Origin of the sequence: Azohydromonas aeria (assembly GCF_009760915.1) — a bacterium.
GTDB classification, from domain to species: domain Bacteria; phylum Pseudomonadota; class Gammaproteobacteria; order Burkholderiales; family Burkholderiaceae_C; genus Azohydromonas; species Azohydromonas aeria.
The window spans coordinates 48,290-63,444 of record NZ_VIDQ01000007.1; the positions used below are offsets into that span (position 1 = coordinate 48,290).

Sequence of the window (15,155 nt, forward strand, 5' to 3'; positions counted from 1 at the left end):
AAGGTGCCAAGTCATTTCCAAAAGCGCGCGCAAAACAACATATGTCCCAATTCGAGCTTCACTTGTACAGAACTAAGTTCATAAAGCCAGCCCAAAAAGGTCTTTTTGATCCTCAAATAACCCCGCAGGCTATGTTTATCGAAGGTATTGCCGATCGACCTTCTATAGAGTCCCGAAGAGAAAATGTTTGGCGTATAGGAAATATAGAATACATTGACAATACAACGGGGAGATTTGCTATTGGAAGAGATGCAAGAGCGGCGCAAGAAAAATTTGATAAAGATTCTAGGAATTTTGTCCGTCAGATCGAGCAGACGGGGCCTTATACATATGTATACTTTGATAGCAGAATTGGTTTGCTTGGGATTGCTAAGAAAACAAAGTTGGCGTCAGATGTTGAGGCAATTGCTGATAAAATTAAAAAGCTGCTGTCTGTTTCACCGTTGGTAATGCAGAATCAAATAGACGTTCGTGTAGATAAAATTCTTGATCCTGAAAGTTTTCTGAAAAAGATCAGGAGCGCGCATTCAATAAAGAAATTTACCGCGTCGTTCACGGGGCCTAATCCAATTGATGCGGATGAAATATTTCAAAAACCTTTGGCTTTTTACTGTCAACAAGTCGGAGGCGACCACGGAAGTGTGACAGTACAAGGCGCATCGTTAAACGAGGACGTAGTGGAAGCTGTTGCAAAATCGACGGCAGCAACAGCAAATAAAGCTTCCGCAATCATAAAGGTAGCCGCTCAGTCAAGATCAACGAAGGTTGAATTTGGCGAGCACGCAAAGAAAGCATTTGCTGAGGTAGATGAAAAGATGGAGGATGTGATGGAAGCGGTTCTTAAAGCTTATAGGGAGGTGCAGAATGATAAAGTCATTCGTCGTGAAAAGCATTGAGGAGTTATTCCATAACCTAAATTCTCTGCCTAATCATTTTGCGTACCGTGGACAGGCAAACGCTGAGTGGAAAATTCAGTCTGCGCTTGAGCGTGTACTGGGAGACGAGTGGAGTCCTATTCGCGCTCGCACTTTCGAGGATTATTCTCTAGATGCTTTTAAGTCAAAATATCATATTTACAACAACGGTAATGAGCATACGCCGAAATCAAAATTGGCTTGGTTGTCTGTGATGCAGCATTATGGGGTTCCAACGAGGCTTATTGACTTTACCACGAGTCCTTACACAGCTCTTTATTTTGCGCTGGAAACCTACGATGTTTTATCTAAAAATAATTTAGCTGTCTATGCCTTTGATTATACTGATATTATGGAGAAATCAATTTCACTAATAAAGTCAAGGCATGCAAAGTTTAATGAGACACGGCATAGTATTTCTAAGAAACCAGATGAAGTTTTTGACGAAATTGTAGATGTGCACTCATACGATATAGCGTGGATTACAGAGCCATGCGAACTGAACGCTCGTATCGATAGACAAGCTGGCACTTTTTTGATCTCTGGAAACTTGGAGAGACCTATTGAATCGGTTCTGTCTGAGAGTATTTACGACGAATCGTCTATGCACAAGATAATTATACCATTTCAATTCTTGGAGGGTATCTTTGTTGGTCTCAGAAAAATGAATATCAATTCTAAAACAATTTATGGAGATTTGGGTGGTCTTGCAAAATCGATTCGAATGGAGCTTCAGCAATATAACTAATTTTCATTTGGCTTTTGCATTGTATTATTTCGGCCCTGTTTGTGAATTTTGAAATTTTGTTGTATGAAGTCACTGGTCGTTGCGCCAGTTTTTGCGGTTCTTCGGACAGCATTCAGCGTCTTCTATATTAGAAAATATCCCGGCTCGTGCAATTCAATGCAGGCAGTGAGTTCACTGCTCCGGAAAAAAGTCGTAATCCAGTACCTGCTCCAGCGCATACGGGCAATCATCGGGCAGTTGGGCATGCTCGCCATACTGCCGGAACGATCTATCGACCACGCGCCGGGCCTGCGGCCAAGCCTTGCGGTACAGCTCCTCGCTGTAATGCTTGAGGCTGGGCGTGTCGTCCAGCTTGGTTTCGATCTGGGCCCGCCATTCCGATATTTCCTCGACCCAGCCCGCGCGCGGATCGTGGGCCGGCGAATACTGCAGCTTGAGCAGGTGCGCCATGATGTTGCGCAGCAGGGATTGCAGTGCTTCCTTGCGCTCGTTGCCCATGTCTTCCAGTTCCTCCAGCAGGCCGGCGGTATCCAGCGCGGACAAATTGCCGGCCCGCAGGGCGGCCGCCTGTTGTTCCGCCCACAGCAAAATATCCTGGTCATATAGGGGTGATTTCATATTCAAACTCCTGTCATTCGCCTGCGCGCATGTCGCTATGCAATAGGCCATATTAACCAACAATCCCTGGCACCAACTTCTTCAATGACAAGCCTCCGGAGCGCTCATGCGCTTCGACGGCCAGACCTGCCGACCGGGCCCGCAAGCGCTTCGCCGACCACGCCCATCGCACTTTCCGTTTACTGAATCACCGTCGCCCGCGATGATGTCCCCGCTCCCGCCGCTGCGCCCCGCGTGCCGCGTCGAGGGGCCACCAACGGAACCGGCCCGCAGAGGCCACCCCAGGAGACAACCCCATGAGCGATCCCAACCCCGCCGCGGCTGCCCTGCCGCGCTGGGAAGGCGACGGCACCAGCCGCATCCCCTTCCTGGCCTACACCAGCGACGACCTCTACCGGCGCGAGCTGGAGCGCTTCTTCTACCGCGGCCACTGGTGCTACGTCGGCCTGGAGGCGGAGATTCCCAACCCCGGCGACTTCAAGCGCACGGCGATCGGCGAGCGCTCCGTGCTGCTCACGCGCGCGGCGGACGGCTCCATCCACGTGGTCGAGAACGTCTGCGCGCACCGCGGCATGCGCTTTTGCCGCGAGCGCCACGGCAACCGCAAGCTGCACGTCTGCCCGTACCACCAGTGGAGCTACTCGCCCAAGGGCGACCTCATGGGCGTGCCCTTCAAGCGCGGCGTGCGCCAGCCTGACGGGCGCCTCGACGGCGGCATGCCCTCCGATTTCGAGCAGTCCCAGCACGGCCTGACCAAGCTGAAAGTCGCCACCCGCGGCGGCGTCGTCTTCGCCAGCTTCGACCACGGCGTGGAGCCGCTGGAGGACTACATCGGCCCGACGGTGCTCAAGTATTTCGACCGACTCTTCAACGGCAGAAAACTCACACTGCTGGGCTACAACCGCCAGCGCATCCCGGGCAACTGGAAGCTGATGCAGGAGAACATCAAGGACCCGTACCACCCGGGCCTGCTGCACACTTGGTTCGTCACCTTCGGCCTTTGGCGCGCGGACAACCAGTCCGAGCTGGTCATGGACGCGAAGCACCGCCACGCCGCCATGGTCTCCACCCGCGGCACCGGCGGCGCCGCTGGCGCCAGCGGGCAGGTGACGCAGGTCGCCAGCTTCAAGCAGACCATGCAGCTGCACGACCCGAGCTTCCTGGACATCGTCCCGGAGCCCTGGTGGGGCGGCCCGACGGCGGTGATGACCACCCTGTTCCCCAGCGTGATCCTGCAGCAGCAGGTCAACAGCGTCTCCACCCGCCACATCCAGCCCAGCGGCCACGGCAGCTTTGACTTCGTCTGGACGCACTTCGGCTTTGAGGACGACACCGAGGAGATGACCCAGCGCCGCCTGCGGCAAGCGAACCTGTTCGGCCCGGCCGGGTTCGTGTCGGCCGACGACGGCGAGGTCATCGAGTTCTCGCAGCAGGCCTTCGAGAGCAAGCCGTCTCACCGCGCCCTGGCCGAGCTGGGCGGGCGCGGCGTGGACGAGCACACGCCGCACATGGTCACGGAGACGCTGATCCGCGGCATGTACCGCTACTGGCGCGAAGTCATGGAGGCCGAGCAGTGAACCCCCTTCCCGACATCGGCTTCGCCGACTACCTCGCGCTGCAGCAGCTCTACGCCGACTACGCGTCCACGGTGGACGCGGGCGACTGGGAGCGCTGGGTGGAGTTCTTCACCGACGACTGCAGCTACCGCCTGCAGCCGCGCGAGAACCACGAGCGCGGCTTTCCGCTGGCGACGCTCTCCTTCACCAGCAAGGGCATGCTCAAGGACCGCGCCTACGGCATCCGCGAGACGCTGTTCCACGACCCCTACTACCAGCGCCACGTGCTGGGCGCGCCGCTGATTCGCAAGGCCGAGGCCGGCCGCTTCGAGTGCGAGGCCAACTACGCGGTGTTCCGCACCAAGCTCTCGGAGCTGACCACCGTATTCAACGTCGGCCGCACGCTCGACACGATCGTGCGGGCCGGGGACGGCGCGCTGAAGTTCAAGGCGCGGCTGGTGGTGTACGACAGCGAGATGATTCCGAACTCGATCATTTATCCGGTGTGACCTCTGGGGACCGGGCTTGGTTGGCCGGGAGGCGCACTGCTGTCCGGGGAAGTTGAAAAGGCGTCGGCCAGACGCTGAAACACCACGCCTACTGCTTCGTCATTCCCGCGCAAGCGGGAATGACGAAGTGAGGTGCGGGCTGCGCGTGCCTACGGACCACCGTTCCCACGGTCTTGATGCGCATCAAGGCGCCCGCCCGCCCCCCTTCGGCACGATCCCGCCCGTGAACGCCGAAGTCCCGCCGAAGAAATCTTCCCGCCGCCCCCGCGCCGCGGCCACCCTGCTGGCCCTGGCCGCCGTGCTGGCCGCGCTGCCGGCGCCGGCGCAGGACCGCCCCGCGGGGCCGGACTCCGGTTCCGCGCCCCCTTTGCGCCTGCTCACCTGGGACGCCGGCGCCGGCACCACCTGGACGCCGCTGTACTTCGCCGTCGATGTCGATTCCTACGTCGCGGGCGCCGGCCAGGTGCTGCGCGAGGTGCGCGCCACGCGGCCGCAGGCGCGCATGCATGCGCTGGCGGCGCACATCGCCGAGGCCGCGCCGGAGGTGGCCGCGGTGCAGGCGCTTGGGCGCTGGTCGGTCGGCGCGCGCTCGCCGGGGCTGCATTGCGGGCCGATGCGGCTGGAGTCCGACATGCTCGCCGCGCTGCAGCACGGCCTGCGCCAGCGCGGCGTGCCCTATCGCGTCGCGGTGCAGGCCACGCAGTTCGCGCTGCCGCCCATGCCGGCGCAGCTCGCGCCGGGGCTGCGGCGCTGCGTGCAGGTCACCGAGCGCAACGTGATCCTGGTGCGCGCCGACCTGCCGCGCGGCCGGGGCGGCTGGCACAACCCGCAGTCGGGCCGGCTTGACGCGCCGGCGCTGCCGCCCACCGCGCTCGCGCCGCGCGGCACGGCGCAGCTGGGCGTGTGGCCGGGCGGGCGCGCCTGGGCCTCGGTGGATGTGCGCTGGCACGGCCGGCTGCTGCGCGTCGTCACCGCGCAGCTGGCGCACCTGGACCCGTTCATGCCGCACGAGCGCCGCTTCGACGGCGAGCTGCTGCGGGCCATGGCCGGCGCCAGCCCGCTGCCGGTGGCGCTGGCGCTGTCCAGCCACGGCAGCGCCGGGCCGCCGCCGGACGCGGTGTACGCGGACTTCCTGGCCGAGGGCTTCAGGGACGCCTGGACCCAGGCGCGCCCCGGGACGGGCGGCGCCACCTGCTGCCAGGCGCCGTCGATGGACAACGCCGAGTCGCTGCTGTCGCGCCGCGCCGACCTGGTCTGGCTGCGCGGCGCGGTGCGGGCCGTGGACGCGGCGCTGCTGGGCGCCGCGCCGCTGCGCCCGGACGGCGCCGGCCTCTGGCCCTCGGACCACGCCGGCGTGCTGGCGACGCTGAAGCTGGAGCCGGCGCCTCGGCCCGCGCCGTGACGGCCCGCACCGGCCCGCGCGGCGAGCCCCCGCGCGGGCGAGGGCTCCACGGGCTGCGGTAGAACCGACCCCATGGTCGGCAAACGGCACTTGCGCACCGGGGAGCCCTTCGCGTCGGCGGCGGACGCGCCCGTGCCGCCGTGCCCACTGTGCGGGCGCGAGATCGTGCGGGGCCCCTCGGCCGACGAGCACCACCTGGTGCCGCGCAGCCAGGGCGGCAAGGCGACCGAGCTGGTGCACCGCATCTGCCACCGCAAGATCCACGCGACCTTCAGCGAGAAGGAGCTGGCGCGGCATTTCCACACCTGGGCCGCGTTGCGCGCGCATCCGGAGATGGCCGACTTCATCGCCTGGGTGGCGAAGAAGCCGCCGGAGTACTGGGACCGCACCGCCCGGCCGCGCCGGCGGCGCTAAGCGGGTGCCGCGCCGTCCCATGAAGCGCATGGCCGCCGCCCTCCTGGCGCTCGCCGCCGCGGCGCTGCTGCTGCTGGCGGCGGTGTGGCACTGGCAGGACCGGCTGATCTACTTCCCGCAGCGCGCCGCCGTGGATCAGCTGGCCGTCGGCGCGCTGCGGCCCTGGCCCTCGGCGCAGGACTTCCGCGGCCTGGTGGCCGAGCCCGAAGGCGCGGCGCGCGGCACGGTCGTCGTCTTCCACGGCAACGGCGGGCACGTCGGGCACCGCGCGTACTACGCGCAGATGCTCGGCCCGCTGGGCTGGCGCGTGCTGCTGGCCGAGCATCCCGGCTACGGCCCGCGCGGCGGCGCGCTGGGCGAGGCCTCGCTGGTGGCGGACGCGCAGGCGACGCTGGCGCTGGCGCGCGAGCGCTACGGCGCGCCGCTGGTCGTCGTCGGCGAGTCGCTGGGCGCGGGGGTGGCGGCCGGCGCGGCGGCCGGGCAGCGCGGTCAGGCCGACGGGTTGCTGCTCATCACGCCCTGGGACCGGCTCGTCCACGTCGCCGCGCACCACTATCCCTGGCTGCCCGTGCGCTGGCTGCTGCGCGACCGCTACGACAGCGCGGCGCACCTGGCCGGCTTCGACCGGCCCGTGGTGGTGGTCGTGGCCGAGCACGACGGAATCGTTCCCGCCCGCTACGGCCGCGCGCTGCACGACGCGCTGCGCGGCCCCCGGCGGCTGCTGGTGCTGCCCGACAGCGGCCACAACGACTGGCCCGGCCACGTCGATGCCGCCTGGTGGCGCGCGGCGCTGTCGGCGGCGCAGGGCGAAACGCGTGCTCCAGAATGAGGTCCTGACTGAAGTTTTGATTACTCCCCCAACAGTTTCGGAAGCAACCATGGCCAAGATCATCCACACCATGATCCGCGTGCGCGACCTCGACGCGTCGCTCGACTTCTACCGCCAGGTGCTGGGCATGCAGCCCGCGCACCGGCTCGACTTCCCGGACTTCTCGCTCGTGTACCTGCGCAACGAGGAGAGCGGCTTCGAGATCGAGCTGACCTGGAACAAGGGCCGCGAGGAGCCCTACACCCATGGCGACGGCTACGGCCACGTCGCGGTGGTCGTGGACAGCGTGGCGGAGAAGCATGCCGAGCTGGTGCAGAAAGGCTTCGCGCCGCTGCCCGTCAAGGAGTTCAAGGCCGAGGGCGAGCTGCTGGCGCGCTTCTTCTTCATCCAGGACCCGGACGGCTACAAGATCGAGGTGCTGGAGAAGCACGGCCACTACCGCTGACGCGGCGGGCACCGGCCTTCGGCCGGCCGCGGTCGGACTGAAGGCGGGCATGCCCGCAGCCGCCGCCGCCCGGGGCGCGCTTAACCTCGGGGCCGTCCAGCATGGAGGTACCCGCATGTCCCTGATCCAGCAACTCCGGGCCCGCGCCGCCGAGGGCCGCCCGGTGCGCGTGGCCCTGATCGGCGCCGGCAAGTTCGGCTCGATGTACCTGTCGCAGGCGCCGCGCACGCCGGGCATCCACCTCGTCGCCGTGGCCGACCTCTCGCCCGACCGCGCCCGCGCCGCGCTGCAGCGCGTGGGCTGGGAGCCGGCGCGTTTCGCGGCCGCCTCCCTGGCCCAAGCCGTGCGCGAGGGCAGCACCTTCGTCACCGACGATGCCGAGGCCGTCATCGCCAGCGACGGCGTGGACATCGTCATCGACGCCACCGGCAGCCCGGCCGCCGGCATCCGCCACGTGCTGCTGTGCTGCGAGCACCGCAAGCACGTCGTGATGGTCAACGTCGAGGCCGACGTGCTCGCCGGCCCGCTGCTGGCGCGGCGCGCCGCCGAGGCCGGCATCCTGTACTCGATGGCCGCGGGCGACCAGCCGGCGCTGATCGCCGAGCAGGTGGACTGGGCCCGCACCATCGGCATGGAAGTGGTCTGTGCCGGCAAGGGCACCAAGTACCTGCCGGCCTACCACCAGAGCACGCCCGACACCGTCTGGGGCCACTACGGCTTCAGCGCGGCGCAGGTGGCGGCGGGCGACTTCAACGCCCAGATGTTCAACAGCTTCCTGGACGGCACCAAGTCGGCGCTGGAGATGGCGGCCGTGGCCAATGCCTGCGAGCTCGACCCGCCCGCCGACGGCCTGGCCTTCCCGCCCTGCGGCGTGGACGACCTGCCGCACGTGCTGCGCCCGGTGGCCGACGGCGGGCTGCTGCCGCGCAAGGGCATGGTGGAGGTGGTGTCCTCGGTCGAGCGCGACGGCCGCCCGGTGTTCCGCGACCTGCGCTGGGGCGTCTACGTGGTGTTCGAGGCGCCCAGCCGCTACGTGATGGAGTGCTTCCAGCAGTACGGCCTCAAGACCGACGCCAGCGGGCGCTATGCCGCCATGTACAAGCCCTACCACCTCATCGGACTGGAGCTGGGGCTGTCGGTGGCGAGCATCGCGCTGCGCCACGAGGCCACCGGCGCCACCGGCGCATGGCGCGGCGACGTGGCGGCCACGGCCAAGCGCGCGCTCAGGGCCGGCGAGCGGCTCGACGGCGAGGGCGGCTTCACGGTGTACGGCAAGCTCATGCCCGCGGCGGACTCGCTGCGCCGCCAGGCGCTGCCCATCGGCCTGGCGCACGACATGGTGCTCAGGCGCGACGTCGCCGCCGGCGCGGTGGTGGGCTGGGACGACGTGGACTTCGACCCGGGCCGCCAGGCGGTGCGGGTGCGGCGCGAGCAGGAGGCGCTGTTCCGCGCGGAGCTGGGGCTCTGACAGGGGGAAGGCCTGGATCTGCCGGCCGACAGATCCAGCGGCACTGCTGAGATTCACCAGCCGGCATCCCGGCACGCCCTGACCATTCCACCGGCCCGATGGCCCCGCCGCGAGCGCAGCCATCGGGCGGTGAAATCCTGTGAGAAGGCCCGAGCCGGGCGTGATTTCGGTCACGCCCGGCTTTTCTCATGGCCGGCGATGACGCCGGCGCGGCCGCTGCCGGGATCGCGCCCAGGCTGATACCGACACAAACCGGCCACGCTTTCCGGTCACGGGTGTTCTGAAATCCGCGGACCTTGCCGCATGCGGAATCCGGGCGCGCCTCGCGCACCCGGCCCGGCCTGCCCTTCTTCCCGCCGTGGCGACGCCACGGCGCCGTTCCCGTCCGCAGTACCCATGACCCCCTCCCAGACCTCTCCGCGTTCCACGGCTCCCGCTCCGGAACTGCCCGTCGCCCTGGCCGATGCGCCGCAAGGGCCCGTGCCCGCCGCTGCCGGTGTCCCGACGCCCGCCGCCGGCCACGCGCCCGGCGCTGCCGGCCGGTCCACTGCCGCCGCGCTGCCGGCCGCGCCGCACCCGGCCGGCCACGCCGCGGGCGCCGCGAAGGTGAAGCCGGTGCAGGCCAGCGGCGAGCCGTCCGCGGCAGCGGCCGCTGCCGCCGTGGAAGAAGCCGCGCCGGCGGAGCCGGGCAGCGCCGTGGCCGCGCCCGCCGCCGACGCCATGGCCGGCGTACTGCTGGCCCAGGCCGGCACGCCGGCGCCGCAGGCGCCCGTGGCCGAGGCCGCGCAGGACGACGGCAGTGACCAGGCCATGCCCTGGCTGCTGGGCGCCGGGCTGGGCCTGGGCGCGCTGGCGCTGGCCTCCGGCGGCGGTGGCAGCGGCAGGGCCCCGACTCCCGCTCCGGCCCCGGCACCGGCACCGGCCCCGGCACCGGCACCCGCTCCGGCTCCGGCTCCGGCTCCGGCTCCTGTCCCGGCCGACACCTCGGCCGACGTTGACGGCGACCTGGCCCTGGCGCGCCAGGGCAGCGCCGCCATCCACGCCAAGGCGTCCGTCGTGACCTTCACGCTCGCCGGCCTGGATGCCGACATCGATGCTGCGCGCACCACCGTCACCGTCACCGACAGCGCCGGCCACAGCGTCACGGCCACGCGCAATGCCGACGGCAGCTACAGCGCCGACACCAGCACCCTGGTGGCCGGCACGCTCACCGCGCGCGTGGACGTGGCCGACGGCCACGGCAACACCGCGCACGCCACGCTGGCGCTGAGCAAGGACCACCTGGTGCTGGGCACGGCCATCGACGGCTACCTCGTCGGCGCCACCGTGTTCCTCGACACCAACGGCAACGGCACGCTCGACGCGGGCGAGCCCCAGGCCGTGACGGACGCGCAGGGCCGCTACGACCTGGTGGTGCCCGTGGGCGTGACCAGCGGCATGGTCACCGTCATCGGCGGCGTCAACGGCGACTCCGGCGTGCCCAACACGCTGGTGCTGCGCGCGCCGCTGGGCGCGGCCGTCGTCACGCCGCTGACCACGCTGGTGACGGCGGTGGCCGAGGCCGGAGGCCTGACGCTGGCGCAGGCCCAGGCCGCGGTGCGCGCCACGCTGGGGCTGGACCCGGACGTGGACCTGCTCACGCACGACCCGATCGCCAGCAGCGACGTGGCCACGCAGAAGGCCGCCATCGCCGTGGCCGGCGTGCTGGCGCTGGGCCAGGAGGCCGGCGCCGACGGCGCGAAGGTGCTCGCGGCGCTGGCCGGTGCGGTGTTGCAGGCCCGGGCCGGCAACGCCGGGGTGGACCTGGCCGACGCGCAGACGCTGCGCGCCGTCTACACCGAGGCGGGCCTGAGCAACGAGGGCGACGGCGCGGGCGACGAGTCGCTGGACAAGCTCGTGGCGCAGGCTGGCGCCTACACCGGCGCGGTGGCCGCGGCCACCAGCCTGGGCGACCTCACCAGCACGCAGCAGCAGGGCGACCGCAGCGCGGGCAACCCCCACGCCGACACCACCGCGCCCGACGCGCCGGTGGTGCAGCCGCTGCCGACCGTCGTCAACGCCGCCGCCGCGCAGGCCGGACTGGTGCTCAGCGGCAGCGCCGAGGCCGGCACCACGGTGCGGCTGTCGGTGGCCGGTGCCAACGACGTGCAGGTGCTCGTCGGCGCCGACGGCCAGTGGCAGATCCCCGTGCCGGGCGGGGCGCTCGCCGCCGTGGGCACGGGCGCGCTGTCCTTCAAGCTCTACGCCACCGATGTCGCGGGCAACCGCTCGCAGGCCACCGTGGCCACGACCCGCGTGGACCTGGCCGCGCCGGACGCGCCCGTCGTGGCGCTGGCGCACGACAGCGGCACCGCCGGCGACCGCCTCACCAACGACGGCACGCTGCGCGTGCAGGCCGAGGCCGGCGCGCAGGTGCAGTACAGCACCGACGGCGGCCGGACCTGGCGCGGCCAGTTCACGGCCGTCGAGGGCGCCAACAGCGTGCTGGTGCGCGCCGTGGACGCCGCGGGCAACGCCAGCGCGAGCAGCGGGCTGAACTTCACCCTTGACACCACGCTGGCCACGCCCGCGCCGGCGCTGCTCGTGGACACGGGCGTGGACCTGGCCGCCGACCCGACGCTGCCCGGCGTCGCCGGCACGGGCACCGACCGCGTGACGCGCGAGGCGGTGCTCGCGCCGCTGCCCCTGGCCCCGGGCGTGACGCGCGTCATCACGGTGGACGGCCAGCAAAGCGCCAACGGCAACCTCTCGGCGCTGCAGGACGGCGCGCACACGGTGGTCGTCACCGACCGCGACGCCGCGGGCAACGTGCGCACCGGCACGCTGAACTTCACCCTGGACCGCAGCGCCGACACCGGCGCGCAGGCCGCGCTGGACCTGCCCGCGCTGCAGGACGGCTATCTCAGCAACGCCGAGCTCATGCAGCTGTTCTTCGGGACGGGCATGTCGGGCATCACCATGGCACCGGTGGTGCAGGCCGCGCAGACGGCTCTGACCGGCGTGGACGCCGACGTGGTGCGCGTGAGCGTGACGCTGGTGCTCGACAGCGCCGGCATGAGCCAGCCGGACATGTCGCAGGTCCTGGGCGATGCCCCGAGCGTGGTGGCCGGCCCGGTGCGCATCGCGCTGCCGGTGAGCTGGAACGCCGCGACCGGCACCTGGATGGTCACGACCGCGGGCCTGGGCGAAGTCCCGGGGATGCATGCCATCCAGCAAGGCAGCCGCTGGCACGTCGAGATCAGCGGCGTGGACCGCGCCGGCAACGAGATGCTGCACGTCGGCCCCAGCGTCGAGGTGGACTACCGCGCCGAGACCGGCTGGATGGGCAACGGCGACCTGCTGCTGAACGTGGGCAACGAGTACCTGAACGGTCACACGCTGGACTTCGCCCAGGCCGCGTCCGTGACCCTCAGCGGCGTTGACGCGGACGTTGACGTCGTGACGGTGACGCTGTTCAACGACAACTGGATTCCGGTCGGCGCGCCGGTGGCGGCCACGCGCGACGCCTCGACCGGCGCCTGGACGCTGGACCACGCCGCCCTGGCCTCGCTGCTGCCGTCGCACGGCGGGTCGCTCACGTACGTCGTCAACGTGGTCGATGCGCGTGGCAACGAGGACTCGCGGTACTTCGGCTTCTCGCTGCGCAGCGCCGCCGAGCTGCTGACGGTGAGCCTGCTGCCCGGCAGCAACAGCGGCGAACCGGCGGACCTCGTCACCAACGACGCCTCGCCCACCGTGCGCGTGAGCATTGCCGGCCTGGACGCCCAGGCCGGCGCCACCGTGCAGGTCGGCCGCGCCGACGCCGTCGGCACCTTCGGCCTGGCCACCCTGACCGCGCAGGACGTGGCCAACGGCTACGTCGAGCTCACGCTGCAGGACGGCGGCGCGAACCTGTCCGACGGCCTGGTCCCGCTGCAGGCCCGCTACCTGCCCGCGGGCGGCGGCGCGCCGGTGGTTTCGGCGGCAACGCTGGACCTGATGATCGACACGCACATCGACACGCCGACGCTGTCGCTGGTGGTGGACTCGGGGGCGCCGTTCATGCCCTTCCCGCTGTACCCGTACCCGTACCTGAACACGCTGCCGGGCGATCCCGGCAGCCTGTACACGAGCCCGACCTATCCGTACCCCATCATCTTCCCGCTGCCGACGCTGCCGACGCTGCCGGGCGACCTGGTGACCAACGACCCGCGCCTGACGATTTCCGGCGCGGCGCCCGACGTGACGCGCGTGATCACGGTGGACGGCACCCCAGTGGCCGATTACGACGCCGCCGTGCCGGGCCTCCAGGATGGCCAGCACACCGTGCAGGTGACGGACACCGACCTGGCCGGCAACTCGCGCAGCGCCAGCCTGACCTTCACGCTCGACCGCAGCGCCGACACGGCCCAGCAGGCGATGCTGGACCTCCCGGCCCTGCAGGACGGCTGGCTCAACCGGCAAGACCTGCTCGACCTGCGGGCCGCCGCGATCGGCACCAGCGTGAGCGCGCCGCAGCTGCCGCAGCTGCTGCAGGCCGCGCTCACGGGCGTGGATGCCGACGTCGACAGCCTCACGGTGACGCTGGTGTGCGACGACGGCAACACCCAGGGCGTCAACATCGAACTGCCCCTGACGCGCGATGCCCTGAGCGGCACCTGGATGGTGGTGGCCAACACCGGCCTGGACCTGCTGCAGTCCATCGGGCTGAGCCAGGAAAGTTCCTTGTGGCATGTCGAGCTCCGCGGCACGGACCGCGCCGGCAACACCTTCAGCCATCGCAACCAGGGCTTCGTGGTCGATCTCAGCGCCGACGCCGACGCCGCTCCCCTGAGCCTGAGCCATCTGTCGCTCGCGTCGCAGGGGCTGGGCAACATGCGGTTCGCCGCCACCGGCGTGGACAGCGACGTGGTCAGCGCGAGCGTGAGCGTGCAGGGCCTGAACTCGCCCGTGACGCTGTACAGGGACGTCAACGGCGACTGGTCGGCCGCCGGCGTGGACCTCTCCATGCTGTCGAGCGGCCTGCACACGGCCACGCTGACGGTGACGGACGCGGCCGGCAACGTCAGCAACAGCGTGACGAACGAGGTGGTGGTGCCGGCACCCGCCCCCGCACCCGCGCCCACGGCGCCGCTGGTGGTGGACATGGTGCTCGATCAAGCCCTGGTGGGCTCCAGTGTCGTCAGCGGCGCCAGGCTGAAGGCCACGGTGGATACGGACGTCTACGTGCGCATGTACAGGCAGGCGACCATCAACGTGGGCGAAACCGGCTACCCGGAGTACGAGACGGGCAGCGCGCCGCTGAGCCTGATGCAGTACGGTTCCTGGCACGACCTGGCCGCGGGCGACACGGTCGGGCTGACCTTTCACGACAATGCTTCGCTGGCCTTCGCCTACCAAGCCGCCGACGGCGAGCGCTTCCAGCCCAACGACGACGTCACCGTGGTGCCGTGGATGAGCACGTACTGGGTGGGCGAGAGCGGCACCGTGCCTGACGTCACCGTGCTGGTGGACGTGCCCGCGTCCGGCATGGAATCGATGTTCAGCAAGGCCCAGAACGACCTGCTGTTCGCGAACAACACGACCGGTGCCTACGCCGCGGCCGTGCTGGTGCAGTTCGGGCTCGACGGCAACGACTCGGTGGCAGGTGCGTACAACGAGAACTGGCTCCTGGGTGGGGCGGGCGACGACACGCTGATCAGCCAGGGCCGGAACGACCACCTGTACGGCAGCAGCGGCCACGACACGTTCCAGCTGTTCGGCTCGACCGGCATCATGCCGGCGGTTCCCCAGACGGATGGCGTGCTGGACAAGGTGACGCTGGCCGACCTGGAGGAGGACGAGATGGTGCAGCTGATGGGCTTCGGGCTGAGCAGCAGCGGGCCCTCGACTCCCGTGGCCGGCACGTACTGGTCGCTGACGGGCCACGAGCTGACCGTGACCAACGAAAGCCAGGCCACGCTGGAAGCCATCACGCAGTGGTTGCAGGCCGAGTTCCACAAGGACGGCGCCGCCTCGATGGGCGGCGGGGCGCAGTGGGCGCGGTTCAACCTGAACGGCGACCACCACATCCTCGTCGAGGGCGCCGAGTACAACGGCGTGGCCATGCGCGACGACCTGCTGCTGACCTTCAGCGGCCTGGCCCAGTTGCCGCAGCACATGTGGAGCATCGGCACCAACGAGCTCTACTACAGCTCCACCAGCGGGTCCATCTCCGGCTGAGCCCCGGCGCGGCGGCCGGCTCGGCCTGGCCGCGTGATGGGCGTGACGTAT

General features: G+C 68.6%; 11 protein-coding genes. 10 read left to right on the top strand and 1 reads right to left on the bottom strand.

Annotated features, from left to right (window positions below; translation table 11 throughout):
• Positions 1 to 41 precede the first annotated feature (41 nt).
• Positions 42 to 896 (top strand): hypothetical protein, encoded by an 855-nt coding sequence (locus FJ694_RS06290; RefSeq protein ID WP_157265262.1) that lies wholly within the window; start codon positions 42 to 44, stop codon positions 894 to 896.
• Positions 883 to 1,662, top strand: coding sequence for an FRG domain-containing protein (locus FJ694_RS06295; RefSeq protein ID WP_198320735.1), 780 nt, complete (start codon positions 883 to 885; stop codon positions 1,660 to 1,662). The genes FJ694_RS06290 and FJ694_RS06295 overlap by 14 nt, the downstream gene beginning before the upstream one ends.
• Before the next feature lie 171 nt (positions 1,663 to 1,833).
• Here FJ694_RS06295 and FJ694_RS06300 read toward each other — a convergent pair whose 3' ends face one another.
• Positions 1,834 to 2,280 (bottom strand): DUF29 domain-containing protein, encoded by a 447-nt coding sequence (locus tag FJ694_RS06300; protein ID WP_157265264.1) that lies wholly within the window; start codon positions 2,278 to 2,280, stop codon positions 1,834 to 1,836.
• A 296-nt stretch (positions 2,281 to 2,576) separates the two neighbouring features.
• Between FJ694_RS06300 and FJ694_RS06305 the strand changes: the two genes are divergently transcribed.
• From FJ694_RS06305 to FJ694_RS06340, 8 genes are all read left to right on the top strand, one after another.
• On the top strand, positions 2,577 to 3,857 hold the full coding sequence (locus FJ694_RS06305; RefSeq protein ID WP_157265265.1) for an aromatic ring-hydroxylating dioxygenase subunit alpha: 1,281 nt from the start codon (positions 2,577 to 2,579) through the stop codon (positions 3,855 to 3,857).
• Positions 3,858 to 3,871: 14 nt separating this feature from the next.
• Positions 3,872 to 4,345: an aromatic-ring-hydroxylating dioxygenase subunit beta gene (locus FJ694_RS06310; protein WP_157265334.1), complete on the top strand. Its 474-nt coding sequence runs from the start codon at positions 3,872 to 3,874 to the stop codon at positions 4,343 to 4,345.
• Between the two features lie 223 nt (positions 4,346 to 4,568).
• Positions 4,569 to 5,747, top strand: a complete 1,179-nt coding sequence (locus FJ694_RS06315) for an exonuclease/endonuclease/phosphatase family protein (RefSeq protein ID WP_157265266.1) — start codon at positions 4,569 to 4,571, stop codon at positions 5,745 to 5,747.
• 72 nt (positions 5,748 to 5,819) lie between these two features.
• Positions 5,820 to 6,161 carry an HNH endonuclease signature motif containing protein gene (locus tag FJ694_RS06320; protein ID WP_157265267.1) on the top strand — a complete coding sequence of 114 codons (342 nt, stop codon included), beginning with the start codon at positions 5,820 to 5,822 and terminating at the stop codon, positions 6,159 to 6,161.
• A 28-nt stretch (positions 6,162 to 6,189) separates the two neighbouring features.
• Positions 6,190 to 6,990, top strand: coding sequence for an alpha/beta hydrolase (locus FJ694_RS06325; RefSeq protein ID WP_157265268.1), 801 nt, complete (start codon positions 6,190 to 6,192; stop codon positions 6,988 to 6,990).
• A gap of 49 nt (positions 6,991 to 7,039) precedes the next feature.
• Positions 7,040 to 7,435 carry a VOC family protein gene (locus FJ694_RS06330; protein WP_157265269.1) on the top strand — a complete coding sequence of 132 codons (396 nt, stop codon included), beginning with the start codon at positions 7,040 to 7,042 and terminating at the stop codon, positions 7,433 to 7,435.
• A 115-nt stretch (positions 7,436 to 7,550) separates the two neighbouring features.
• Positions 7,551 to 8,903 (top strand): NAD(P)H-dependent oxidoreductase, encoded by a 1,353-nt coding sequence (locus FJ694_RS06335; protein WP_157265270.1) that lies wholly within the window; start codon positions 7,551 to 7,553, stop codon positions 8,901 to 8,903.
• A gap of 396 nt (positions 8,904 to 9,299) precedes the next feature.
• Positions 9,300 to 15,104 carry an Ig-like domain-containing protein gene (locus FJ694_RS06340; RefSeq protein WP_157265271.1) on the top strand — a complete coding sequence of 1,935 codons (5,805 nt, stop codon included), beginning with the start codon at positions 9,300 to 9,302 and terminating at the stop codon, positions 15,102 to 15,104.
• Positions 15,105 to 15,155: the final 51 nt, after the last annotated feature.

What these genes read in the sequence shown, in the direction of transcription:
- FJ694_RS06325 (WP_157265268.1), top strand. Translation starts at nt 6,190, where the DNA reads ATGGCCGCCGCCCTCCTGGCGCTCGCCGCCGCGGCGCTGCTGCTGCTG.
- FJ694_RS06305 (WP_157265265.1), top strand. Translation starts at nt 2,577, where the DNA reads ATGAGCGATCCCAACCCCGCCGCGGCTGCCCTGCCGCGCTGGGAAGGC.
- FJ694_RS06330 (WP_157265269.1), top strand. Translation starts at nt 7,040, where the DNA reads ATGGCCAAGATCATCCACACCATGATCCGCGTGCGCGACCTCGACGCG.
- FJ694_RS06320 (WP_157265267.1), top strand. Translation starts at nt 5,820, where the DNA reads ATGGTCGGCAAACGGCACTTGCGCACCGGGGAGCCCTTCGCGTCGGCG.
- FJ694_RS06290 (WP_157265262.1), top strand. Translation starts at nt 42, where the DNA reads ATGTCCCAATTCGAGCTTCACTTGTACAGAACTAAGTTCATAAAGCCA.
- FJ694_RS06335 (WP_157265270.1), top strand. Translation starts at nt 7,551, where the DNA reads ATGTCCCTGATCCAGCAACTCCGGGCCCGCGCCGCCGAGGGCCGCCCG.
- FJ694_RS06300 (WP_157265264.1), bottom strand. Translation starts at nt 2,280, where the DNA reads ATGAAATCACCCCTATATGACCAGGATATTTTGCTGTGGGCGGAACAA.
- FJ694_RS06340 (WP_157265271.1), top strand. Translation starts at nt 9,300, where the DNA reads ATGACCCCCTCCCAGACCTCTCCGCGTTCCACGGCTCCCGCTCCGGAA.